This window comes from Streptomyces sp. Pv4-95, assembly GCF_045782725.1.
Taxonomy (GTDB): Bacteria; Actinomycetota; Actinomycetes; order Streptomycetales; family Streptomycetaceae; genus Streptomyces.
This window is the reverse complement of record NZ_CP127172.1, coordinates 4,710,826-4,732,342: the sequence shown is the minus strand read 5'-3', so window position 1 is coordinate 4,732,342 and position 21,517 is coordinate 4,710,826. Positions and strand designations below refer to the sequence as shown.

Genomic DNA, 21,517 nt, shown 5'->3' with positions numbered 1-21,517 from the left:
GTCGCGTCAGAGGACCGAGACCCCTGCGAGCCACCCGCCGTCGATGACGAACGGCTGCCCGGTGATGTAGGAGGAGTCCTCGCACGACAGAAAGAGCGCCAGGCGGGCGACCTCCTCCGGCTGCCCGATCCGCCCCATCGGGACGACCTTCCCGTAGAACTCGTCCAGCGCCGCGCTGCCGGCCTCGTCGGGCGCCTTCGGCCCGCCGTCCGCGGCCACCCGGTCCGGGTTCGTCATCGGGGTGTCGACGGCACCCGGGCACATCGCGTTCACGCGGATCCCCCGGCCGGCCAGCTCCATCGCCGCGACCCGCGTCATCCCGACGATCGCCGCCTTCGTCGCGGCATAGGAGGTCAGAAAGGCCATGCCGGTCAGCGCGGTGTACGACGCGGTGTTCACGATCGTCCCGCCGCCGGCCGCCGCCAGCTCCGGCGCGACGGCCTTCATCCCCAGGAACGCACCGACCTGATTGACCTGGACGACCTGCTGGAACTCCTCCAGCGGGGTGGACACCAGCTCGTTGAAGCGCAGGATCCCGGCGTTGTTGACCAGCCCGTCGACCTTGCCGAACGCCGCCTTGGCGGTGCGGACCGCTGCCTCCCAGTCCGCCTCCCGGCTCACGTCCAGCGGGACGTACCGGGCCCGCTCCTCCCCCAGCTCCTTCGCCAGCGCCTCGCCGGGCCCGTCCAGCACATCGCCGAGCACCACCCGCGCGCCCTCCGCGACGAAGAGCCGCGCCTCCTGTTCGCCCTGCCCGCGCGCCGCACCCGTGACGATCACGACCCGCCCGTCCAGCTTGCCCATATCCGTCTCCCCACGCTCTCCTGCGGCGCGACCGCGCGCGCCCGGTCCGTGCGTTCCGCCCCGCCGGCCCGGCGCTCGCGCCGCCGGGAGACCGGCTCAGTCGCCGAGATGCACCGCGACGTCCTCGGCGAACGCGGCCATCTGGTCGGTCAGTTCGGTTCTGCTGCGGCTGCGGAACCGCACCTGGAGCTGCGTCACGCCCATCGCGCGGTACTCCCGCAGCGACGCCGCGATCCGCTCCGGAGCTCCCGAGAGGGTCCGCCGTCCGACGTGCCAGGACGGATCGCCCACGTACAGCGGCTCGGCGATGGTGCCGATCTCCACCGGCCGCCCGACGCCCGCCTCCTCCCGCAGGCGCCGCAGCGTCCCGATCTGCGCCGGCAGCTGCTCCCGCCGGTCGCCCTGCGGCAGCCAGCCGTCCCCGCGCACCGCGGCCCGGCGCACGGCGGCCGGCGAGGAGCCGCCCACCCAGACCGGCGGTGGCGCCTGCACCGGCCGCGGCGCCTGCCCCAGGTCGGAGAACTCGAACCGCGCCCCCTTGAACTCGGGGAACTCCGCCGGGCCGAGCGCCGCCCGCAGCGCGTCGACGGTCTCGTCGAGCACCGCACCGCGCTGCGCGAACGGCACGCCCAGCGCCTCGAACTCCTCGCGCACATGCCCGGCACCGACACCGAGGATCAGCCGCCCACCGGACAGCCGGTCAAGCGTCGCGTACTGCTTCGCGCTGACCAGCGGGTGCTTGAGGCCGACCACCGCGACATGGCTGAGCAGCCGGACCCGCTCGGTGACGGCCGCCAGATGCGCGAGAGTGGCGACCGGGTCGTACCAAACCGTGCTCATCGCATCGGCCAGCCGCCGCGGAATCGCGATGTGCTCGCAGCAGGCGACGTACGCGAAGCCGCACCGGTCCGCGACCCGCGCCACCTCCACCAGATCGGCGGGCCCGGCCGCGGCCTCCCAGCTCTCCGCGTACAGGGTGCTCTGCGACTGCACGGGCAGCTGCATGCCGTACGCCAGTCGCCTCTGCGGTAGGACCTGTGACATGCCGAACCCCTTGATCTGACGCACCGTCAAATAACGAGTCCGGTCATCGTGCTGCCTGCCGAGCCATGAGGCAAGGGGCAGGGGGTGCGTAGCCCTGCCCTACTGGCCTCGGTTCCGTACTGGCAACCGGGCACCCCTGCTCTCGGCCACGCGGCATACGTCACGTAGGGCTTCGGTCAGGCGGCGCGCGAGAAAGCGCAGCTCTTCGGCTGTCGCTCTGCGATCACTGAGCATGTCTGCCGCATGGCCGAGAAGTTCGTCCGCCATGCCGAGCTGGACGGACTCGACGCTGTCCGCGACGCGGGAGACGAGCCCCGTGCCGTCACCCACCAGGAGGCAGGTCTTACCCTCCGGCGTCGACCACGGCAGCAGCCGCGCTCCCTGCGGCGCACTCATCGCGTGACCTCCTGTACGTCACGGCCCGACCAGGGGCTGAGCTCCACGCCGTGCGCAGCGACCCGAAAGGCGCGCGGTCGGGCGAGCCGATGCCGCAGAGCCTGCCGGCGCTCGTGCGCCACGAGGTAGGGACGGACCATGACGGTGCCCTCACCGCGCAGCATCGGTACGCGGGTCAGGGTCCCGAACGGTGTGACCCCACAGGGCGCGAGGGGTCGCATGCCAACTGGGCGACGACTGCCCGGCATGGCCCGTAACAGACGGAACGGCGACTTGAGGTTACGGGCGAGGGTGCCGGCTGGGGGGCTCGATGCCGCGCCGGCGCAAGTGCGGGTCGGAACAGTACGACTCTGCCGTGACAGAAGCACGGTGAACCACCACCTTGATCCTGGGCTCCAAGACCTGGCAACCGTACTGCTATTCATAGAAAGCAGCAAGGTTGCGGATGGTGGTGGCTCCGAGAAGTCGCTTACCGTGTAACCGACGAATTGAGATCACCGGCCGCGCAGGAGGACGCCGTGGGCACCAGCGAGTGGGTCAGCAGCTCGATTCCGTACGTCACGCCCAGGGAGAAGGGGCAGGCAGACGCCTGGGGTGCGGAGGCTGCCGCCCGGGGCCACCGGGGCACTCAACGCATCGCCCACGCCGGGGAGGTCCCGGCCCCGCCCGACATCGCAGAGCTTCTGGAGGTCGCCGAGGGTGAGAATATCGTCGTACGCCGTCGGGTGATGCTCCTCGACGACGTCCCCTGCGAGTTGACCGACACCTATTACCCCGCCCGGATCGCACGAGGAACTCGGCTGGCCGGGACCGCCAGGATTATCGGCGGGGCGGTCTCCCTGCTCGCCTCGCTCGGGCACGTCGGCGCTCGGGTCCAGGAGGACGTCATCGCCCGGCTGCCCAGCGCCGAGGAGTGCGCCGCACTGCGCACCGGCATGGACCAACCGGTGCTTCAGCTGACGCGGGTCACGCTGGACGGCAGCGAACGACCGATCCAGGTCGACAGGATGGCGATGCCCGGACACCTACAGCGGCTTCGCTACGAGATCAGGATCGGATGACCGTGCCCAGAACCGAAGACGAAGCGTTCGACCGGCGCTCCCTGCATGAACGGATCGCCGCCGACCTACGCGACGAGATCATGAGTGGCGACCTGCCGCCGGAGGCCAAGCTGCCTTCCACCACTCAGCTGAAAACCCGGTTCGACGCCTCCAACGCCACGGTCCAGAAGGCGCTCCAACTCCTCAAGGACGAACGCCTGGTCGTCGGCCGGGCCGGAGCGGCGGTGACCGTCCGCGCGCACCGGCAGCAGACGGTGCGGCCCGCTCGCTTCACCGCTCCGGCCGGTCCCGGGGAGCCCTACCGCTGGCTCACCGAAGCCGAGAAGACCGGGGCACAGGCACGCAGCAAGTTGCTGGAGGTCTCCGAGGCCGTGCCGCCGGCCGATGTCGCAGGTGCCCTGAACCTCGCGAGCGGCGGCACGGCCTTGCTGCGCTGCCAGCTCCTACTGATCGATAACGACCCGGTCGAACTGGTCAAGTGCTACTACCCGCCGGACCTCGCTCGCGGCACCGCCATAGCGGAGCGCCGAAAGATCAAGGGCGGTACGCCGACCCTGCTGGCCGAGCTGGGACATCCGCCAGGGCTCAGCATCGACCGGGTCTCCGCCCGCGTCCCCACCCAGGAGCAGTACGAAGCCCTTCGCCTCCCCAGTAACCTCCCCGTCCTGCGGACTCTCCGGGTCGTCCACAGCCGTCACGAGAGGCCCATCGAGGCCACGGTGATGGTCAAGGCCGGCCATCTGTACGAACTTCAATACGAGTTCACCCCGCAATAGCGCCCCGCACGAACCGCGCCCCCCTCACCCCGCCGCCCCCGGTCCCCACAGGCCCTCGGGGGTGAGGTCCAGTAGTTCGATGGCGTTGCCGCGGACGATGCGTTCGACGACGTCCGGGGCCAGGTGGGCCATCTGGGACTCGCCGACCTCCTTGGAGCGGGGCCAGGTCGAGTCGGAGTGCGGGTAGTCGGTCTCGTAGAGGACGTTGCCGACGCCGATCGCGTCGAGGTTCTGCAGGCCGAACGCGTCGTCGAAGAAGCAGCCGTAGACGTGCTCGGTGAAGAGTTCGGACGGCGGGCGGAGCACCTTGCCGCCGATGCCACCCCAGCCGCGGTTCTCCTCCCAGACCACGTCCGCGCGCTCCAGGATGTACGGGATCCAGCCGATCTGGCCCTCGGCATACATGATCTTCAGGGTCGGGAACCGGTCGAAGGCGCCGCTCATCAGCCAGTCGACCATCGAGAAGCAGCAGTTGGCGAAGGTGATCGTGGAGCCGACCGCGGCCGGCGCGTCGGCGGAGGTGGACGGCATCCTGCTGGAGGAGCCGATGTGCATCGCGATGACGGTGCCGGTCTCGTCGCAGGCCCGCAGGAACGGGTCCCAGTAGTCGGTGTGGACGCTGGGCAGACCCAGGTGCGGCGGGATCTCGCTGAAGCAGACGGCGCGCACCCCGCGGGCGGCATTGCGCCGCACCTCGGCGGCGGCCAGTTCGGCGTCCCACAGCGGGATGAGGGCCAGCGGGATCAGCCGGCCCCCGGCCTCCGGCCCGCACCACTCCTCCACCATCCAGTCGTTGTACGCGCGCACCCCGAGCAGCCCCAGTTCGCGGTCCTTGGCCTCGGTGAAGGTCTGGCCGCAGAACCGGGGGAAGGTGGGGAAGCACAGCGCCGACTGGACGTGGTTGACGTCCATGTCGGCCAGCCGCTCCGGAACGCTGAAGGAGCCGGGCCGCATCTGCTCGTAGGTGATGCCTTCGAGCTTGATGTCGTCACGTGAGCAGCCCACGGCGGTGTCGAGCCGGGTCAGCGGCCGGTGCAGGTCTTCGTAGATCCACCAGTCGGCTATCGGCCCGTCCTCGCCGGCGTCTCCCATCTTCGGGGCGAACTTCCCGCCCACGAAGGTCATTTCCCGCACGGGTGCGCGGACGATGCGCGGGCCCACGTCGTGGTACTTCGACGGGAGCCGGTCGCGCCAGACGTGCGGGGGCTCCACCGTGTGGTCGTCCACCGAGATGATCTTCGGAAAGCTCTCCATGCCGTCCACGGTAGCGCTGATCTGACGATCCGTCAGCAATGGTGCAGGGCCTGCCCGGAGCGGCATACGAAGGCCGGCACGGGTCGACGGAACGGCGGCGAAAGGGGGCGCACTCCGGTAGCACCAGCGCGCGAGGGGCGCATGAATGCGGATGCAGCGCGCCCCACCGCGCGCCGCCCACCCCGGCGCCATCGGCCGAGGAGGCTTTGTGCACGCTCCGGACCCCTACTGACGTAAGCACCCGCGACAAGGCAGACTGGCCGATGCGAACGGTGCGATCAGCGCGAACGGACAGCACAGGGCAGGGGGACACCATGGACGTCGGTCCGGGGCAGGGGCGGGGGCGGCTCCGCTTCACCGTGCTCGGTCCCGTACGGGCCTGGCGCGGCGACACCCCGCTGGCAGCGGGCTCACCGCAGCAGCGCGCGCTGCTCGCGGCCCTACTGCTGCGCGGCGGAGCCACCGCCACCGCCGCGGAGCTGGTCGACGCACTGTGGGGTGACGAACCGCCACACGCCGCGCTCGCCGCCCTGCGCACCTACGCCTCCCGGCTGCGCAAGGCGCTCGGCGAGGACGCCGACGTGCTGGTCAGCGAGTCCGGCGGCTACGCCATCCGCTCGGCGGACAACCGCCCACTGGACCTCGACCACGACCACGCCGAGCAGTTCGCCGCCGAGGCGGAGAAGGCCAAGGCCGCCGGCGACCGCGGCCGGGCCCGCGAACTCCTCGACACCACGCTGGCCCTGTGGGACGGCGAACCGCTCGCCGGCCTCGCCGGCCCGTACGCCGACACCCAGCGCACCCGCCTGCACGAGTGGCGGCTCTCCCTCGTCGAGACCCGCCTCGAACTCGACCTGGAGGTCGGCTACCACGCCGAGGTGGTCTCCGAACTGACGGCGCTGACCGCCGCCCACCCCTTGCGCGAACGGCTGCGCGAACTGCTCATGCTGGCGCTGTACCGCAGCGGCAGGCAGGCCGAGGCACTCGCCGTCTACGCCGACACCCGCCGGCTGCTCGCCGACGAGCTGGGCGTCGACCCCTGCGCCTCACTCTCCGAGCTCCAGCAGCGCATCCTGCGCGCCGACACCGAGCTGGACGCGCCACCCGTCGTCGACGACGACCCGGACGCCGGCGACAAGGTCGTCGTGCGTCCTCAGCAACTTCCCGCCACGGTCGCCGACTTCACCGGCCGCACCGCCTTCGTCGCCGAACTCGGCGAGCAGCTCGCCACCGCCGAGGGCAGCGTGATGGCGGTGTCCGCGCTCACCGGTATCGGCGGCGTCGGCAAGACCACCCTCGCCGTCCACGTCGCGCACGCCGCCCGCGAGCACTTCCCCGACGGGCAGCTCTACGCCGACCTCCAGGGCGCCGGCCACACCCCCTCCGAGCCGGTGGCCGTCCTCGGCGCGTTCCTGCGCGCCCTGGGCACGCCCGACTCCTCCATTCCCGACGGCCTGGAGGAGCGCGCCGCCCTCTACCGCTCCACGCTCGCCGGCCGCCGGGTACTGGCCTTGCTGGACAACGCACGCGACGCCGCGCAGATCCGCCCGCTGCTCCCCGGCGCGGAGGGCTGCGCCGCGCTGATCACCAGCCGCGCCCGCATGATCGACCTCGCCGGGGCACACCTCATCGACCTCGATGTGATGAGCCCCGAGGAGGCGCTGACCCTCTTCACCCGCATCGTGGGCGAGGAGCGCGTCACCTCCGAACGGCAGGCCGCCATGGCCGTCGTCGGCGCCTGCGGCTTCCTGCCGCTGGCCATCCGCATCGCCGCGTCCCGGCTGGCCTCCCGCCGGACGTGGACGGTCTCCATCCTCGCCCGCAAGCTGGCCGACGAGCGCCGCAGGCTGGACGAGCTGCGCGCCGGCGACCTCGCCGTCAAGGCCACCTTCGAGCTGGGCTACGGCCAGCTGGAGCCCCACCAGGCCCGCGCCTTCCGCCTGTTGGGCCTCGCCGACGGGCCGGACATCTCCCTCGCCGCCGCGGCCGCGATCCTCGACATGGACCTCGACGACGCGGAGGACCTCGTCGAGTCCCTGGTCGACGCCAGCCTCCTGGAGTCCGCGGCCCCCGGCCGCTACCGCTTCCACGACCTGGTCCGGCTTTACGCGCGCTCCTGCGCCGAGCGCGACGAGCACCCGCCGACCGAGCGGGACGCCGCTCTGTCACGGCTGCTGGACTTCTACTCGGCGACCGCGGCCCGCATGTACCTCCTCGAACGCCCCGGTGACCGGCTCGTCGACCACATGGAGCCGACCCACTATCCCGGGCTGGACTTCACCGACCGCACCCCGGCCCTGGAGTGGCTGTTCAGCGAGGCCGGCTGCCTGCTCGCCTGCGCCAAGCAGTCCAGGGGCGGCGACACCCTGCGCCGCGCCGCGGACCTGCTCCTGCTCACCAAGGACCTCGCCGAGTCCGGCGCGTACGCCCTGCAGTACGAGCAGGTCAACACGGCCCTGCTCGCCGCCGCCCGCGAGCTGGGGGACAAGCACGCCGAGGCGCGCATCCACACCGCCCTCACCTACGCCCGCACCCTGGCGGGCCGGCTCGACGAGGCGGACGAGAACGCCAAGTACGCGATGCTGCTCGGCCTGGCCACCAACGACCCGTTCTCCTCCTCCTACGCGCCCAACGACCGCGGCATCATCGCGGGCGAGCAGGGCCGGCACGCGGACGCCGAGGAGTATCTGAGCCAGGCGCTGGACGCGTTCCGGGACGACGACAACAAGCAGTCCGAGGCGAGCGCGCTGTGCAACCTCTCCCGGGTCCACCTCGACACCGGGCGGGTGGAGAGCGCCATCCAGCTCGCCGAGCAGGGCGTCGCGATATACCGCCAGATCGGCGCGACCCGGCGGCTCGCCAACGGGATGTACGCGCTGGGCGTTGCCTTCACCCTCGCCCAGCGCCTCGACGACGCCACGCAGCAGCTCCTCGAAGCGCTGCACATCTTCCGCGACAGCCGGCAGAGGTTCTGGGAGGGCATGACGTACTTCCGGCTGGCCGAGGTCGATCTGGCGGCGGGGCGGCCCACGCAGGCCGCCAACCACGCCGAACAGGCCCTGGCCACCCTCCGGGTGACCGGCGGTGAGCTGTGGCGCGCCAACGCGCTGACGGCCCTCGGACGCGCGCTGAACGGCGTCGGGCACAGCGGCCGGGCACGGGTGTGCTGGCAGGAGGCCCTCGCCGTCTACGAGCGGCTCGGCTCGGCCGAGAGCGCCAGGGTGCACCGGCTGCTGACCGTCGCCGCCGCGGCATAGCCGCATCACCGCAGGTCAAGGGCATAATCAACGGCGTTTATCGATCGTTCATCGCCACCGGCCATTCTCTTCCTCATACCGATCCGCCGCCTCGGGGGGCAAGCGGCTCGGTGACGAGGCCCCACCGTATGGTGTCCGGCCAGGTCCGCCCGTCCGGCGATACTCGGGGGAGTTGCCGGCCGGGAGGACCGATCAGTGCCCACATACAGGAGTTGATTGCGTTGAGCAGCGAGAACCTCGCTCAGCAGGCAGGCGACGACAAGGACATCCTCAAGCCGCTGGACAGCCACCGTCCGATCGTCGGCCTCGAAGCCACCACGGCGGACAGCACGATGCCGGTGGCGGCCGACGGAACGGTCAAGCCCAAGGACAATCACCAGCCGTTCGGCGACCCGAAGAACTGAGACCGGCACCACGAGGTCACCAGTTTCACCGGGTGAATCCGGGGGATCGCAGGGGCCGGCTTTGATGGCAGGAGGGGAGCCATCGGGGCCGGCCCCTGCGGCATGTCCGGGGGCCGTTCGCTTCAGGGCCCGACTGTGTTTGCGCCCGTCGGCTTCCGGGCCCGCGATCGTCCGGGCCCGCACACCTCCTGACGGTGCGTCAGTTTCGCTGCTAGAGTCACGCCGCCCGGCCCTGCCGTGCAGGCAGGCACACCGGGGCCCGTTGGCCCGCTCCGCCCCGCTCGCAGCCAGGAGGCGCCGCCGTGTTCGAGTCCGCTCGCCTACAGACACTCTGGGAGCTGGTCGAGTACCGCGCGCGGGCCTCGCGCGGCAAGCCGATGTTCTTCGACGGTGACGGGCGGACCGTGACCTTCGACGCGGTGCGCGACGAGGCACTTCGGGTGGCGGCCGGCTTCCGGGAGCTGGGGATCGGTCCCGGCTCCCGGGTGGCCTGGCAGCTGCCGACCAGGATCGAGACCGTCATCGCCTCGCTCGCGCTGGCCCGGCTCGGCGCCGTGCAGACACCGATCATCCCCCTGCACCGCGAGCGTGAAGTGGGCTTCATCCTCGCCGAGTCGGCCGCGGAGTACGTCCTCGTACCGGGCGAGTGGCGCGGGTTCGACCACACCGCGATGGTGCGGGAGCTGGCCGGGGACGGGGTGCGGGTGATCTCCGTCGAGGACGGCCTGCCGACGGCCGGCCCGGACGGCGACAGCACCGTGCCGGACGCGCCGGCGGGCGCCGGGCCCGGTGGTCCGGGCAGCGGCCGCGACGGCGACGACGCCACCACCTGGATCTACTACACCTCCGGCACCACCGCGTCCCCCAAGGGCGTCGAGCACACCGATGCCACGCTCATCGCCGGCGGCGTCGGACTGGCGACCGCGCTGGGGATGTCGCCGGACGACATCGGCTCGATCGCCTTCCCCTACGCGCACATCGCCGGCCCGGACTACGTCATCGCCATGCTGGTCAGCGGCTTCCCCGCGGTCCTCCTCGACGCCTTCGAGCCGAGCCGCGCGGCGGAGGTCTACCGGCGGCACGGGGTGACCATGGCGGGCGGGAGCACCGCCTTCTACCAGGCGTTCCTCGACGCGTCGCGCCGCCACCGGCAGGAGGCGCCGCACGCGGGACGGCTGATCCCCTCGCTGCGGCTGCTCTCCGGCGGCGGCGCACCGATGCCGCCGGAGCTGTACACGGCGGCCGGCCGGGAGCTGGAGTGCGCGATCCTCCACGGCTACGGGATGACGGAGTGCCCGATGATCGCGATGGGCACGCCGTACGACAGCGACGAGCAGCTGTCGCGGACCGTGGGCAGGCCGGTCGCGGGCGCGCGGGTGCGGATCGTCCGGGCGGACGGCACGGAGGCCGGGCCCGGGGAGACCGGTGAGGTGACGCTCAAGGGCACCATGCTCTTCCGCCGCTACACCGACCCCGCGCTGACCGCGGACGCCTTCGACGCGGAGGGCTACTTCCGCACCGGAGACCTGGGCCGGCTGCGCCCCGACGGGCATCTCGTCCTCACCGGACGCCTCAAGGACATCATCATCCGCAAGGGCGAGAACATCTCGGCCCAGGAGGTCGAGGACCTGGTGCGCACCCACCCCGCCGTGGCGGACACGGCCGTCATAGGGCTGCCCGACCCGGTCCGCGGCGAACGGGTCTGCGCGGTGATCACACTCGCCGACCCCGCCGCCCCACCGCCCGCCCTGGAGAGCCTGACCGCGCACCTCCGGGCGGCCGGGCTGATGACGCAGAAACTGCCCGAGCAACTGGAGACCGTCGCGGAGCTGCCCCGCGGCGGCCCGCTGAACAAGGTGCTGAAGGCAGCGCTGCGCGAGACGTACGCGGACTGACGCAGGGGCGCGCACGGCGCGCACGGAGGGTGCGGCTCGGGCGGGTGCGCGGACCGCGAGCGGGGCGTGCGTCGCCCACCGGGGTGACCGGGTCCGGCAGAAGGCGATGAGTTCCGGTCGCCGCGGAAGTCTTCACTGAGTACGGGCCGTGACGCCCGTACGGCCTGTCCCCACCCGGACGGCCCCGGCAGGACGGAAGGACCCGGACATGAGCGAGACCATCGACTTCGACGCACAGGCCCGGCTGGTGGCACGGCTGGCGGAGCACACCACCGAGGACCAGCTCGACGCGCCCACGCCGTGCGAGAAGTACGCGGTGCGCCATGTGCTGGGCCACCTCGTGGGGCTGACCGCCGCCTTCCGCGACGCGGCACGCAAGGACCTCGGGCCGTCGACGAACACCGACCCCGGCCGGACGGTGCCGGACGTGGAGCCCGGCTGGCGCGGCGCGCTGGAGGCCAACCTCGCCGCGCTGACGCAGGCGTGGCGCACCCCGGACGCCTGGCAGGGCGACACCCAGGCGGGCGGGATCGCCCTGCCCGCACCCGTCGCCGGCCAGGTAGCCGTCAACGAACTGGTGCTGCACGGCTGGGACCTCGCCCAGGCCACCGGCCAGGAGTACGCGCCCGACCGGGTGTACCTGGAGGTCTCCTACGCGCTGCTCGCGCCCTCGGCGGAGGGCGAGGGCAACGAGCCCATGTTCGGCCCGCCCGTCCCGGTCCCGGACGACGCACCGCTCCTCGACCGGGTGGTGGCGCTCAGCGGCCGCCGGCCCGGCTGGACGCCCAAGGGGGCGTAGCCGGGCCCGGCGGGGCGGTCAGGCGGTGGCGCCCGCCGGTCCGGGGAGGCCGCCGCGCAGGCGGGTCTTGAGGATCTTGCCGCTCGCGTTGCGCGGCAGGGCCGGGACGAAGGCGACCTCCCGCGGGACCTTGTAGTTGGCCATTTCGCGGCGGGACCAGGCGATCAGGTCGTCGGCGGTGAGGCAGGAGCCGGCGCGGCGGACCGCGAAGACCTTGCCGACCTCGCCGAGCCGGGCGTCGGGTATCCCGATCACGGCCACCTCGGCGAGATCCGGGTGGCGGCCCAGGAGTTGCTCGATCTCCGCGGGATAGGCGTTGAAGCCGCCGACGATGAACATGTCCTTGATGCGGTCGGTGATGCGGAGGTTGCCGTCCGCGTCCAGGGCGCCGACGTCGCCGGTGCGCAGCCAGCCGTCGGGGGTGATCGCGCGGGCCGTGCCGGCCGGGTCCTCGAAGTAGCCGGACATCACGTGGTATCCGCGGACCAGCACCTCGCCGGGGTCGCCGGGTGCCGTCTCCCGGCCCGCGGCGTCGACGACGCGGATCTCCGTGCCGGGGATGGCGCGGCCGGAGGTCGAGGCGATGACCTCCGGTGGATCGCCGCGGCGGCACATCGTGACGATGCCGGAGCTCTCCGAGAGGCCGTACGCCGTCAGGACGGTCGCGACCTTCAGTTCGTCCCGCAGCCGCTCGACCAGTTGCAGCGGGACCACGGCCGCGCCGGTGACCACCAGGCGCAGCGCCGAGAGGTCGTGCCGCTCGCGGTCGGGGTGGTCGAGGATCTGCTGGTGGAGGGTGGGCGGCCCGGGGAGGACGGAGACCCGTTCGGCGGCGATGTTGGCGAGTGCGGCCGGCACGCTGAAGACCGGCTGGGGGATCATCGTCGCGCCGCGCAGCAGGCAGGCGATGACGCCGGCCTTGTAGCCGAAGGTGTGGAAGAACGGGTTGACGATGAGATAGCGGTCGCCCTCCTGGAGACCGGCCAGTTCGCTCCAGACGTCGTACGCGCGCAGGGTCTGCGCGTGGGTGATCACCGCGCCCTTGGGGTGACCGGTGGTGCCCGAGGTGAAGACGATGTCCGACGGGGAGTCGGGGCGCAGCGCGTCGGCACGGGTGCGCACCGTCGCGCGTGGCACCGCCTCGCCGGTGGCGAGGAAGTCCCGCCAGGGGACGAAGTCGGCGGGGGCGTCGTCGGAGAGCACCACCACCTCTTCCAGGTGCGGCAGTCCCGGCAGCGGGCCGGGTCCCGTGCCCTCCTGGGCGGCGCGGCGCAGCGAGGCGACGTAGGAGGTCCCGAGGAAGGTGCCGGTGACGAAGAGCAGCTTGGCGCGGGTGCGGCGCAGGACATAGGCGGCCTCGACGCCCTTGAAGCGGGTGTTGACCGGGACGAGGGTGGCGCCGGCCGTCACGGCGCCGAGGGCGGAGACGATCCAGTCGACGGTGTTGGGCGCCCAGACCGCGACGCGGTCGCCGGGCGCGACGCCGGAGGCGATACAGGCCGCGGCGGCCCGCTCCACCCGCTCCCCCAGCTCGGCGTACGACAGCCGGGTGCGGCCGTCGGCCACGGCCTCGCGGGGTCCATGGCGCTCGGCCGCCGCGCGCACCAGCCCCGGAAGGGTGCCGTACTCCAGGTCCGCCCGCGATTCCAGGTCACCGCACATCGCACTACCTCCCGCGAAAGAGCTGACTACCCGTCAGATTAGCGGTAGCCTCCTCGGCTGTCAGCACGGACGACCGACCACGGAGGTGGCGATGGCAGGGACCCTCAAGGACGCTACGGCGATAGCCGGCATCGGACAGACGCCCTTCGCCAAACAACTCCCCGAGTCGGAGAAGACATTGGCCTGCCGGGCGATCCTCGCGGCGCTCGACGACGCCGGCATCGCCCCCTCCGAGGTGGACGCCTTCGCGTCGTACACGATGGAGGAGACCGACGAGGTCGAGATCGCCAAGGCCATCGGGGCAGGGGACGTCACCCACTTCTCCAAGGTCGGCTACGGCGGCGGCGGTTCCTGCGCGACGGTGGCCCATCTCGCGGCCGCCATCGCCACCGGCCAGGCGAGCGTCGGCGTCGCCTGGCGGTCGCGCAAACGCGGCTCGGGACCGCGCCCCTGGAAGAACACCCAGGTCCAGCTGCCGACCCCGGGGCAGTGGACCCGGCCCTTCGGACTGCTGCGCCCGGCCGACGAGATCGGCATGCTGGCCCGCCGCTACATGCACGAATACGGCGCGACCCGCGACCACCTCTTCAACGTCGCGCTCGCCTGCCGCAACCGCGCCAACCAGAACCCGGCCGCGATGATGTACGAACGCCCGCTGACCCGCGAGATGTACATGACCGCCCGCTGGATCAGCGAGCCCCTCTGCCTCTTCGACAACTGCCTGGAGACGGACGGGGCGCTGGCCTGCGTCGTCGTCTCCGCCGCCCGCGCCCGGGACTGCCGCCACCGGCCCGCCTACATCCACGCCGCGGCCCAGGGCCTGCCCGCCCAGCACCACGGCATGGTCAACTACTGGAACGACGACCCGCTCACCGGCCCCGCCTGGACCGCCGCCCGGCACCTCTGGAAAGGCGCCGACCTCGGGCCGCAGGACGTCGACGTCGCCCAGATCTATGACGCGTTCACCCCCCTGATCCCGCTCTCGCTGGAGGGCTACGGCTTCTGCGGACGCGGCGAGGGCGCGGCGTTCACCGAGGGCGGCGCACTGGAGATCGGCGGGCGGCTGCCCCTCAACACCGGCGGCGGCGGCCTGTCGGAGGCGTACGTCCACGGCTTCAACCTCATCACCGAAGGCGTCAAACAGCTGCGCGGCACCAGCACGGCGCAGATACCGGACGCCGCCACCTGTCTGGTCACCGCGGGCGAGGGTGTGCCCACCTCGGCCCTGCTGCTGAGGAGTTGATACGCGATGAGCGCTCGTGAATCCATCGGCGAATCCGTTCGGGAGTCGGTTCGGGAAGTCGTCGGCACGGTCGTGGCACCCGCCACCGACAACCGGCCCGACAACGGCGACGGCCTGCTGCTTCCCGTCCCCGACGACGACGGCGCACCCTTTTGGGCATACACCGCGCGGGGCGAGCTGCGCGTCCAGACCTGCTCCGGCTGCGACACCCCGCGCTTCCCGCCCCGCCCCTGCTGCCCGCGCTGCCAGTCCTTCGACGCCCACTGGCAGCGCATGAGCGGCCGCGGCCGCATCTGGTCCTACGTCGTGCCCCACCCGCCGCTGCTGCCCGCCTACGCGGCGCAGGCGCCCTACAACGCGGTCATCGTGGAGCTGGCCGACGCCCCGGGCATCCGCCTCGTCGGCAATCTCGTCAGCTCCGCCGACGCCGCCCTCGACTCCGTCGACCCGGCGCGGCTGCGCATCGGCGCCCCGGTGAAGGTCGCGTTCCACACCATGCCCGGAGGCGTCACCGTGCCGCGCTGGCTCCTGGAGCGGCCATGACGCTCCGCACCGAGATCGAGGCCGGGGTCGCGCTGGTCACCCTCGACCGGCCCGACCGGCACAACGCCGTCGACCTGCGCACGGCCGGTGAACTGGAGGCCGTCTGGCGGGCGTTGCGCTTCGACGACACCGTGCGGGCGGCGGTGATCACCGGCGCCGGCGGCCGGGCCTTCTGCACCGGCGTCGACCGCTCCGTCGACGTACCCCAGCCCGCCTCGCCCTACTCCCTCGACGACCCGCTGCTCCGCATCGGCCCGAAGGCCAACGACCTGTGGAAACCCGTCATCGCCGCGGTCGACGGCATGGCCTGCGGCGGTGCCTTCTACCTTCTGGGCGAGGCCGAGTTCATCATCGCCTCGACCTCCTCCACCTTCTTCGACCCGCACACCACCTACGGGATGGTCAGCGCCTACGAGACCATCGCCATGGCCCAGCGGATGCCCCTGGGGGAGATCGCCCGGCTGTCCCTGATGGGGACCGCGGAGCGGCTCGGCGCACCGCGCGCGTACGAGATCGGGCTGGTCTCCGAGCTGACCGAGCCGGGCGCGGCCACCGAGGCGGCCCTGCGCTGCGCCGCCGTGCTCGCCGCGCAGCCGACCGAGGCGGTCCAGGGCACCGTACGCGCCCTGTGGGCGGCCAAGGAGGCGGCCAGGTCCCAGGCCCTCGCCCAGGCGCCGCAGCTAATCGCGCTGGGCAATCTGCCGCCGGAACGCCAGGCCGGGCTGTTCGCCGCACGGCGCCGGGACGGCGCAGCGGCCGGGGACATCAGGGTGCGGTGACCCGCGCGCTCCCCGGCGCCTCCGGCTTCTGCCGTGTCACATGCGGGTCTTCTGGGCCCGCGTGATCTGGCAGGTGAACCAGAACTGCCCGACGGACGCCTGGTTGATGGTGTAGCGGGCGGTGTAGGTCTCGGTGTCCCCCGGGCCCACGACGATGCTGCGCTGGTGCAGCCCGTACGCCTTGCCGTCCGCCGGCTTCGCCTTCATCCAGTTGACGGCCATGTCGTAGGAGAAGGTGTCGGAGGTCGACGGGTTGGTCACCGAGACGGTGTAGGAGAACTGCCGCAGCGACTCGGAGTAGTCGCAGCCGCTGCCGTCGACGTCGGACCGGCCGTCCGGGTCGAAGGTCTCCAGCGTCGGCGACGGCGAGTAGGACGGCTCGTACGTCGGGGTCTCGTACGGGTCGGGCGTCGGCGAGTAGGAGTAGGAGGGCGCGGAGACGGTGTGGTCCGAGCCCCCGCCGATGCCGCCGATGAAGCCGCCCCTGCTGTGGCCGCGTGCGCAGCCGCCGGCCACGGCGACCGTGGCCAGGACCAGACCGGCCGCGACGGCCACCCGGGTACCCCTGCGGAAGCCCCTGCGTATGCGCGTGCGCTCGTTCATTGCGTGCTCGTCCCCCGTGAAAACCGTATGTGCCGCGCCGCCGACGACTTGACGCGTGCACGGCACCATAGCAAGGGCGAGGTGCCACCCGTACGGGCCCATGGGCGACCGAGGAGTAACCACTCCCGGGCGGTGGAGGAGGCCGTGCGGCGCGTGGCGCGGGTGTGGCGCGAGCAGCCGAAGGGAAGGTCAAACATCCCGTTTGCCCCGAAAGTGCAGGACATGCCGTGTAAACGGGCATATGTCTAGCGAGAGGGTTCCGTCAGGCGTAGCGTCGGTCACGGAGGACGACCGGACGACGCGAAACGAGGCGACGCCAGTGGTGCGCAACGTACTCGGCGGCCTGATCGCCCTCATCGGAGCGGCGGCCGCCGTCTGGAGCCCCTTCCGTCCCTGGTACGACGGCCGTCACGGCAGCGACATCCGCATCGACGACCTCTTCGGCGGGATCACCGACAGCGGGGCCGAACTCTTCGGCTCGCTGTTGCTGCCCATGCTGTTCGCCGCCGTGCTGACCCTGATCGGCGTGATGCTGCGGGCACGCCTGATGGTGGCCCTCGCCGGTGTGGTCGTGCTCGGCTTCACCATCCTGTGGATGATCCGCCAGGGCCAGGCCGAGGGCCAGCTCACGGCGGGCACCGACGGCGGTCTGGGCCTCGGCGCGGCCGCGGCCCTGGGGGGCGGGGTGTTGCTCCTGCTCGGCGCGCTGATCATGCGCGGGCGACGCCACCGCGTCGACGACGGCCGCTATGACGACGGGTACTACGGGCAGCCCGAGCGGGACGCCTACGGCCGGGACGATCAGTACGCAGGTGACGAGCACTACGCCCGGGACGATCGGTACGGCCCGTACGCCCGGGACGGTTACGACGAGGAGCGGTCGACCGCGCCCCAACCCGTGGTCCAGGACCGTCCGATGACCGACGACCGGGACGAGTGGCCCTATCCCACGGGTGCCGGGCCCGCCACCACCGAGCCCCCGCACGGCGCGGCGCCGCCGCAGGACGTACCCACCGCACCGTGGCCGGAGCCGCCCCCGCAGCACACCTGGGAGCAGCCGACCCGGCCGACGCATCCGCAGCCGCCCACGCCCCCGGTGAAGTGGGGTCAGGAGCATCGGCAGCCCCGCCGCCCGCAGCCGGACGAGCCCCGAGGCCCGCACGACGAACGGCAGTGAAGGGCGGATCCGATACCGCCGACAGGAGGGCGGCGAAGGCCGGTCGGGTTCCGCGGCCGAGTGGTCCCGGAGGCCCGGCGACTACGACCGCCGGGCCAGCCCCGTCCCCTTGGCGGCGTCCAGCGCGTAGACGCAGCGGTCCTTGCTGCACGCGTAGACCACGCCGCCGACCGCCACCGGGGAACCGGTGATCTCGCCGCCGGTGGCCAGCTTCCAGCGCAGCTGACCGCCCATCGCGTCCAGCGTGTACAGGCAGTGGTCGGCCGACCCGAAGTGCACCCGGCCCTCCGCGACGACCGGCGCGCCCACGACCTCGGCGCCCGCCTGGAACCGCCAGCGGGGGGTGCCGGTCACCGCGTCCAGCGTGTAGAGCGCCTTGCCGCTGCCCAGGTGGACCGCGCCGTGCGCGACCAGCACCGGCTCGGTGGACTGCCGTGCCTCCGTCGCGATGCGCCAGCGGTCACGGCCGTCCGCCGCGTCCAGGGCGTAGACCGTACCGAGGTAGTCCGCCAGATAGACCCCGCCGCCGGTGACGGCCGGGCCGGGGGCGAAGGCCGGCGGACACAGGAACGCCGCGGGCGCCTCGAAGTGCCAGCGGACATCGCCGCGCGCGATATCGATCGCCAGCACCCGGGTGCCGGCGACCACGTAGACCATGCCGTCCGAAGCGGGCAGCAGCCGCATCGGCACCCCGCCGCAGGACGCCGCGTCCCCCACCGGGTAGGACCAGCGTTCCGCGCCGGTGCGCGCCTCCAGCGCCTTCAGCCGCGCGTCGGCCCAGACGAACACCGTGCCGTCGTGCACCACGGGCGCGGCCTCGGCCGTCTCGAAATCGGTCTGTACGCCGCCGATCTCCCACAGCAGCTCGCCGTTGCCGGCCTCCCACGCCTGGACACCGCCGCCGCGGGTGGCGGTGACGACGGTCCCGCGATCGACCTTGAGGGCGTAGACCCAGCCTTCGGTGTTGAGCCGCCAGCGTTCGGCGCCGTCGTCGGCGTCGAGGGCGTACAGGCTCGGGCCGTCGGAGGCGTGGATCCGGCCGTCGGCGACGGCCATCGCCCAGGCGACGTCGCGGGTCTTGAACTTCCGCCGCCCGCTGGCCACATCGAGGGCGTGCACCTCGAACGAGGTGACGTACAGCAGGTCGTCGGCGACGGCGGGGGTACCCCACACGTCGTTCGACATCCGGAACCGCCAGGGGCGCCAGCGGCCCGGTTCCGCGGCGGGCGCCTCGGGGGGCGCCGCTTCGCCCGCCGGGGCGCCGTTCGGGGGACCCTGCGGGGGAACACCGCCCGTCGGGCCGCCTCCGGGCGGCCGCACCCAGTTCGTCGCGGGGCCGGCATGGGCGTGCGGCTGCGGCTCACGGGCGTCCGCGGCGCGCGGGCCCGGCCCGATCGGGGCCGGCGAGCCCCCGAGCCGTACGGGGCCGCCGGGGCCCTCCGGCGGCGAGGAGAGCGCGGTGGCGGGCGCCTGGGCGGATGCGGGCGGGGCCGCGGAGACCGGGGTCACCCGGGCCGTCGAGGCGTCCGGGCCGAGCGCCGCGACCTGCGGCGGCATCGGGCCGGGGCCGGCGCCGCGGGGGCCGCCTCCGCGGTGCGCACCCGGGCCCGCGCCGATCTGGCCGGGCCAGCCGGTGGGCGGCGGGCTGTCGGGCCGCGGCGGGGGCTGCACGGGCTGCGGCACGGGAGCCGCCGCGGCGGGCGCGGGCCGGCCGGCAGCGCGCCCCTGGCCGGAGTTGGCGCGCTGGGGTGCGGCCTGGGGAACGGACGACCGGCCGCCGCGCCGCCCCTCGATGAGCGCCACCGCGCCGGCCGGAAGCCAGGCGGAGGCCGTGCCGCTGTCGTCGCTGCCGGATCCGAAGAGATGCGGGGCGAGCTGGGACTGCAGGTCGGCCGGAGACGGCCGGTGCGGCGCCTCCATCTGCATGCAGGACTCCATCAGCGGACGCAGCTCGTCGGGCAGCCCCGCCAGATCCGGGCCCTCGCGCAGCAGCATGAAGACGGTCTCGACGGGGTTCGCGCCGTGGAACGGCGCATGCCCGGTGGCGGCGAACACCAGGGTCGAGCCCAGGGAGAAGACATCGCTCGCGCCCGTCACACTGCGCGAGTCGCGCGCCTGCTCGGGCGACATGTAGGCCGGTGTTCCCACGGCCACATTGGTCATCGTCAGACGGGTGTTGGACACCCCGGAGGCGATACCGAAGTCGATCACCCGGGGGCCGTCCTCGACGACCAGGACGTTGGACGGCTTGAGGTCGCGGTGGACCAGGCCGGCGCCGTGGATGGACTGCAGCGCCTCGGCGATCCCGGCCGCCAGCCAGCGGACCGCCTGGGCCGGCAACGGCCCGCACTCATTGACTATTTCCTCGAGGGAGGGCGCGGGGACGTAGGCGGTCGCCAGCCACGGCACCGCCGCCCGGGGATCGGCGTCCACCACCGCGGCGGTGTAGAAGCCGCTGACCGCGCGGGCCGCCTCCACCTCACGGGTGAAGCGGACCCGGAACAGCTGGTCCTCCGCGAGCTCGGTGCGCACCGTCTTGATCGCCACGCGCCGGCCGGACGCGGAACGCGCCAGATAGACCAGACCCATGCCGCCGGCCCCGAGACGGCCGAGCACCTCGAACGGGCCGATCCGCCGGGGATCGTGCTGCGTCAGCTGCTTCAGCTGCTCCACCACTTGCCTGCCACCTCCCCGTGGGGCGAAAAAAGAGACTCTCCATAGCCACGAGCCGCCGAGAGCCACCGCCCCGTGCAGCGTCTCCCCGCCTGCGGCAAGGAGTGCCGAGACGGCCGTACGCGAACTGATTCTTCCTGGCCGGGCCGACGGTTGCGAACCCGGGGCCCGTGCGCCGTGTCACGACTCACCCCCGGCGATGCGCACCGAGGTCGTTACCTGGCGTAACGCACCCCCGCCTGACGTGCACCGATACGTCCGCCGAGGCGCGGTTGCCACGGGGTTACCGGTCGGTTGCGGATCGTCCGCAGATGTCGCGGTGCCCGATACGTACACCCTCACCGCACGCTCGCCGCGGCGGTGAAGCCGACGGGTGGTGGCCGAAAACATGCGCATCACCCGCCCCGGACGCCGCGCGTCACACCGGCCGGGCACCCGCCGCGGGTATTCCGTAGCGCGGCGGCCGACCGGGCGCTCTCCCGCCGCGCGCCACCGCCGGCGCGGCCCGCCTCGTCACCGCCGCGGCCCTCCGGCCGCGCGCCCATCCCCTACCGGTCATGCCATCCCTGCCGTCGCCTGCCCGTACATCTCCGCGTCCGCGCGCGAACGCTTCTTCAATTCTGGGGTCCCGGACGCCATTTCGTGGCCATGACGCCGAAGGTGGCCCCTGATTGTCACCGAGAACCGCGAACGGGCCGCCCGGAGTGGGTCGCGAGCGACCGCGGCACTGCCGCTGACGCCGGTCGCGGAGCGCGGGGACGGCCCTACCGAGGAGCCCGCGTGCCCCCGTCGGCAACGGGCGGCGCCGCATCCGCCCGGCCCGGTGCGCCGTCCGCGAGCGCGGCCACCCCTCCACGCTAGCGGCGGTCCAGGCGCCCCGCCCGGCGAATAATTCGCACACACGATCGATATGGGGCCGCGCGACGCTCAACGGACTCCAGGCGGCGGCCACTTACCCTGCGAGCGACGCGATGGCCCGCGCCTTACGCACAGAAGTTTTCCACAGCCTGTTGATAAGACCATTCACCGGTTCGGACCAACCGCCGCCGACCGTTCTTCGGCGGCCCGTCACACGCGGACGGCGCGACCCGCCCGGAGGCCGCCCATCGCCGGTACGAGCGCCCGCGGGGCCGCCCTCCGCGCGGCG

The 21,517-nt window shown here is 72.8% G+C and carries 17 protein-coding genes; 10 read left to right on the top strand and 7 right to left on the bottom strand.

Translation table 11 applies throughout. From position 1 onward, the window contains the following. Positions 1 to 6: 6 nt before the first annotated feature. The 3 genes from QOM21_RS20820 to QOM21_RS20810 all read right to left on the bottom strand — a co-directional run bounded on the left by QOM21_RS20820 (position 7) and on the right by QOM21_RS20810 (position 2,244). Positions 7 to 804 (bottom strand): SDR family NAD(P)-dependent oxidoreductase, encoded by a 798-nt coding sequence (locus tag QOM21_RS20820; protein ID WP_407552146.1) that lies wholly within the window; start codon positions 802 to 804, stop codon positions 7 to 9. A gap of 96 nt (positions 805 to 900) precedes the next feature. Next, positions 901 to 1,848 (bottom strand): LLM class F420-dependent oxidoreductase, encoded by a 948-nt coding sequence (locus QOM21_RS20815; RefSeq protein WP_407552144.1) that lies wholly within the window; start codon positions 1,846 to 1,848, stop codon positions 901 to 903. 99 nt (positions 1,849 to 1,947) lie between these two features. Next, positions 1,948 to 2,244, bottom strand: a complete 297-nt coding sequence (locus tag QOM21_RS20810; RefSeq protein WP_407552143.1) for a hypothetical protein — start codon at positions 2,242 to 2,244, stop codon at positions 1,948 to 1,950. Positions 2,245 to 2,762: 518 nt separating this feature from the next. Between QOM21_RS20810 and QOM21_RS20805 the strand changes: the two genes are divergently transcribed. Together QOM21_RS20805 and QOM21_RS20800 are read left to right on the top strand one after the other, a co-directional pair. Then, positions 2,763 to 3,305, top strand: coding sequence for a UTRA domain-containing protein (locus QOM21_RS20805; RefSeq protein ID WP_407552141.1), 543 nt, complete (start codon positions 2,763 to 2,765; stop codon positions 3,303 to 3,305). Next, on the top strand, positions 3,302 to 4,081 hold the full coding sequence (locus QOM21_RS20800; protein WP_407552140.1) for a GntR family transcriptional regulator: 780 nt from the start codon (positions 3,302 to 3,304) through the stop codon (positions 4,079 to 4,081). Before QOM21_RS20805 ends, QOM21_RS20800 begins: the two co-directional genes overlap by 4 nt. Positions 4,082 to 4,105: 24 nt before the next feature. Here QOM21_RS20800 and QOM21_RS20795 read toward each other — a convergent pair whose 3' ends face one another. Further along, positions 4,106 to 5,344: an amidohydrolase family protein gene (locus QOM21_RS20795; RefSeq protein WP_407552138.1), complete on the bottom strand. Its 1,239-nt coding sequence runs from the start codon at positions 5,342 to 5,344 to the stop codon at positions 4,106 to 4,108. Between the two features lie 305 nt (positions 5,345 to 5,649). Here QOM21_RS20795 and QOM21_RS20790 point away from each other — a divergent pair, with 305 nt between their 5' ends. The 4 genes from QOM21_RS20790 (at position 5,650) to QOM21_RS20775 (ending at position 11,690) form a co-directional block, all read left to right on the top strand. Next, entirely contained in the window at positions 5,650 to 8,592 is a 2,943-nt protein-coding gene (locus QOM21_RS20790) for a BTAD domain-containing putative transcriptional regulator (protein ID WP_407552136.1), read from the top strand. 221 nt (positions 8,593 to 8,813) lie between these two features. Continuing rightward, positions 8,814 to 8,996 carry a hypothetical protein gene (locus QOM21_RS20785; RefSeq protein ID WP_407552134.1) on the top strand — a complete coding sequence of 61 codons (183 nt, stop codon included), beginning with the start codon at positions 8,814 to 8,816 and terminating at the stop codon, positions 8,994 to 8,996. Positions 8,997 to 9,298: 302 nt separating this feature from the next. Further along, a complete protein-coding gene (locus tag QOM21_RS20780) occupies positions 9,299 to 10,891 on the top strand; it encodes a class I adenylate-forming enzyme family protein (RefSeq protein ID WP_407552132.1) in 1,593 nt (530 codons plus the stop codon). 208 nt (positions 10,892 to 11,099) lie between these two features. Beyond that, entirely contained in the window at positions 11,100 to 11,690 is a 591-nt protein-coding gene (locus tag QOM21_RS20775) for a TIGR03086 family metal-binding protein (protein ID WP_407552131.1), read from the top strand. 18 nt (positions 11,691 to 11,708) lie between these two features. Here QOM21_RS20775 and QOM21_RS20770 read toward each other — a convergent pair whose 3' ends face one another. Beyond that, positions 11,709 to 13,352 (bottom strand): FadD3 family acyl-CoA ligase, encoded by a 1,644-nt coding sequence (locus QOM21_RS20770; RefSeq protein ID WP_407552129.1) that lies wholly within the window; start codon positions 13,350 to 13,352, stop codon positions 11,709 to 11,711. Positions 13,353 to 13,443: 91 nt separating this feature from the next. On the opposite strand from QOM21_RS20770, the gene QOM21_RS20765 reads away from it, so the two are divergent. From QOM21_RS20765 to QOM21_RS20755, 3 genes are read left to right on the top strand one after another with little or no spacing between them, the layout of a single operon-like run. Next, a complete protein-coding gene (locus QOM21_RS20765; RefSeq protein ID WP_407552127.1) occupies positions 13,444 to 14,595 on the top strand; it encodes a lipid-transfer protein in 1,152 nt (383 codons plus the stop codon). A 6-nt stretch (positions 14,596 to 14,601) separates the two neighbouring features. Further along, a complete protein-coding gene (locus QOM21_RS20760) occupies positions 14,602 to 15,138 on the top strand; it encodes a Zn-ribbon domain-containing OB-fold protein (RefSeq protein ID WP_407552125.1) in 537 nt (178 codons plus the stop codon). Further along, positions 15,135 to 15,917, top strand: a complete 783-nt coding sequence (locus QOM21_RS20755) for an enoyl-CoA hydratase/isomerase family protein (protein ID WP_407552123.1) — start codon at positions 15,135 to 15,137, stop codon at positions 15,915 to 15,917. Before QOM21_RS20760 ends, QOM21_RS20755 begins: the two co-directional genes overlap by 4 nt. Positions 15,918 to 15,953: 36 nt before the next feature. On the opposite strand, the gene QOM21_RS20750 is transcribed toward QOM21_RS20755, so the two are convergent. Beyond that, on the bottom strand, positions 15,954 to 16,520 hold the full coding sequence (locus tag QOM21_RS20750) for a hypothetical protein (RefSeq protein WP_407552121.1): 567 nt from the start codon (positions 16,518 to 16,520) through the stop codon (positions 15,954 to 15,956). Between the two features lie 319 nt (positions 16,521 to 16,839). Between QOM21_RS20750 and QOM21_RS20745 the strand changes: the two genes are divergently transcribed. Continuing rightward, a complete protein-coding gene (locus tag QOM21_RS20745; RefSeq protein ID WP_407552119.1) occupies positions 16,840 to 17,697 on the top strand; it encodes a hypothetical protein in 858 nt (285 codons plus the stop codon). Positions 17,698 to 17,778: 81 nt separating this feature from the next. On the opposite strand, the gene QOM21_RS20740 is transcribed toward QOM21_RS20745, so the two are convergent. Then, on the bottom strand, positions 17,779 to 20,361 hold the full coding sequence (locus tag QOM21_RS20740; RefSeq protein WP_407555738.1) for a PQQ-binding-like beta-propeller repeat protein: 2,583 nt from the start codon (positions 20,359 to 20,361) through the stop codon (positions 17,779 to 17,781). Positions 20,362 to 21,517: the final 1,156 nt, after the last annotated feature.

What these genes read in the sequence shown, in the direction of transcription:
- QOM21_RS20820 (WP_407552146.1), bottom strand. Translation starts at nt 804, where the DNA reads ATGGGCAAGCTGGACGGGCGGGTCGTGATCGTCACGGGTGCGGCGCGC.
- QOM21_RS20815 (WP_407552144.1), bottom strand. Translation starts at nt 1,848, where the DNA reads ATGTCACAGGTCCTACCGCAGAGGCGACTGGCGTACGGCATGCAGCTG.
- QOM21_RS20810 (WP_407552143.1), bottom strand. Translation starts at nt 2,244, where the DNA reads ATGAGTGCGCCGCAGGGAGCGCGGCTGCTGCCGTGGTCGACGCCGGAG.
- QOM21_RS20800 (WP_407552140.1), top strand. Translation starts at nt 3,302, where the DNA reads ATGACCGTGCCCAGAACCGAAGACGAAGCGTTCGACCGGCGCTCCCTG.
- QOM21_RS20790 (WP_407552136.1), top strand. Translation starts at nt 5,650, where the DNA reads ATGGACGTCGGTCCGGGGCAGGGGCGGGGGCGGCTCCGCTTCACCGTG.
- QOM21_RS20775 (WP_407552131.1), top strand. Translation starts at nt 11,100, where the DNA reads ATGAGCGAGACCATCGACTTCGACGCACAGGCCCGGCTGGTGGCACGG.
- QOM21_RS20770 (WP_407552129.1), bottom strand. Translation starts at nt 13,352, where the DNA reads ATGTGCGGTGACCTGGAATCGCGGGCGGACCTGGAGTACGGCACCCTT.
- QOM21_RS20765 (WP_407552127.1), top strand. Translation starts at nt 13,444, where the DNA reads ATGGCAGGGACCCTCAAGGACGCTACGGCGATAGCCGGCATCGGACAG.
- QOM21_RS20760 (WP_407552125.1), top strand. Translation starts at nt 14,602, where the DNA reads ATGAGCGCTCGTGAATCCATCGGCGAATCCGTTCGGGAGTCGGTTCGG.
- QOM21_RS20755 (WP_407552123.1), top strand. Translation starts at nt 15,135, where the DNA reads ATGACGCTCCGCACCGAGATCGAGGCCGGGGTCGCGCTGGTCACCCTC.
- QOM21_RS20750 (WP_407552121.1), bottom strand. Translation starts at nt 16,520, where the DNA reads ATGAACGAGCGCACGCGCATACGCAGGGGCTTCCGCAGGGGTACCCGG.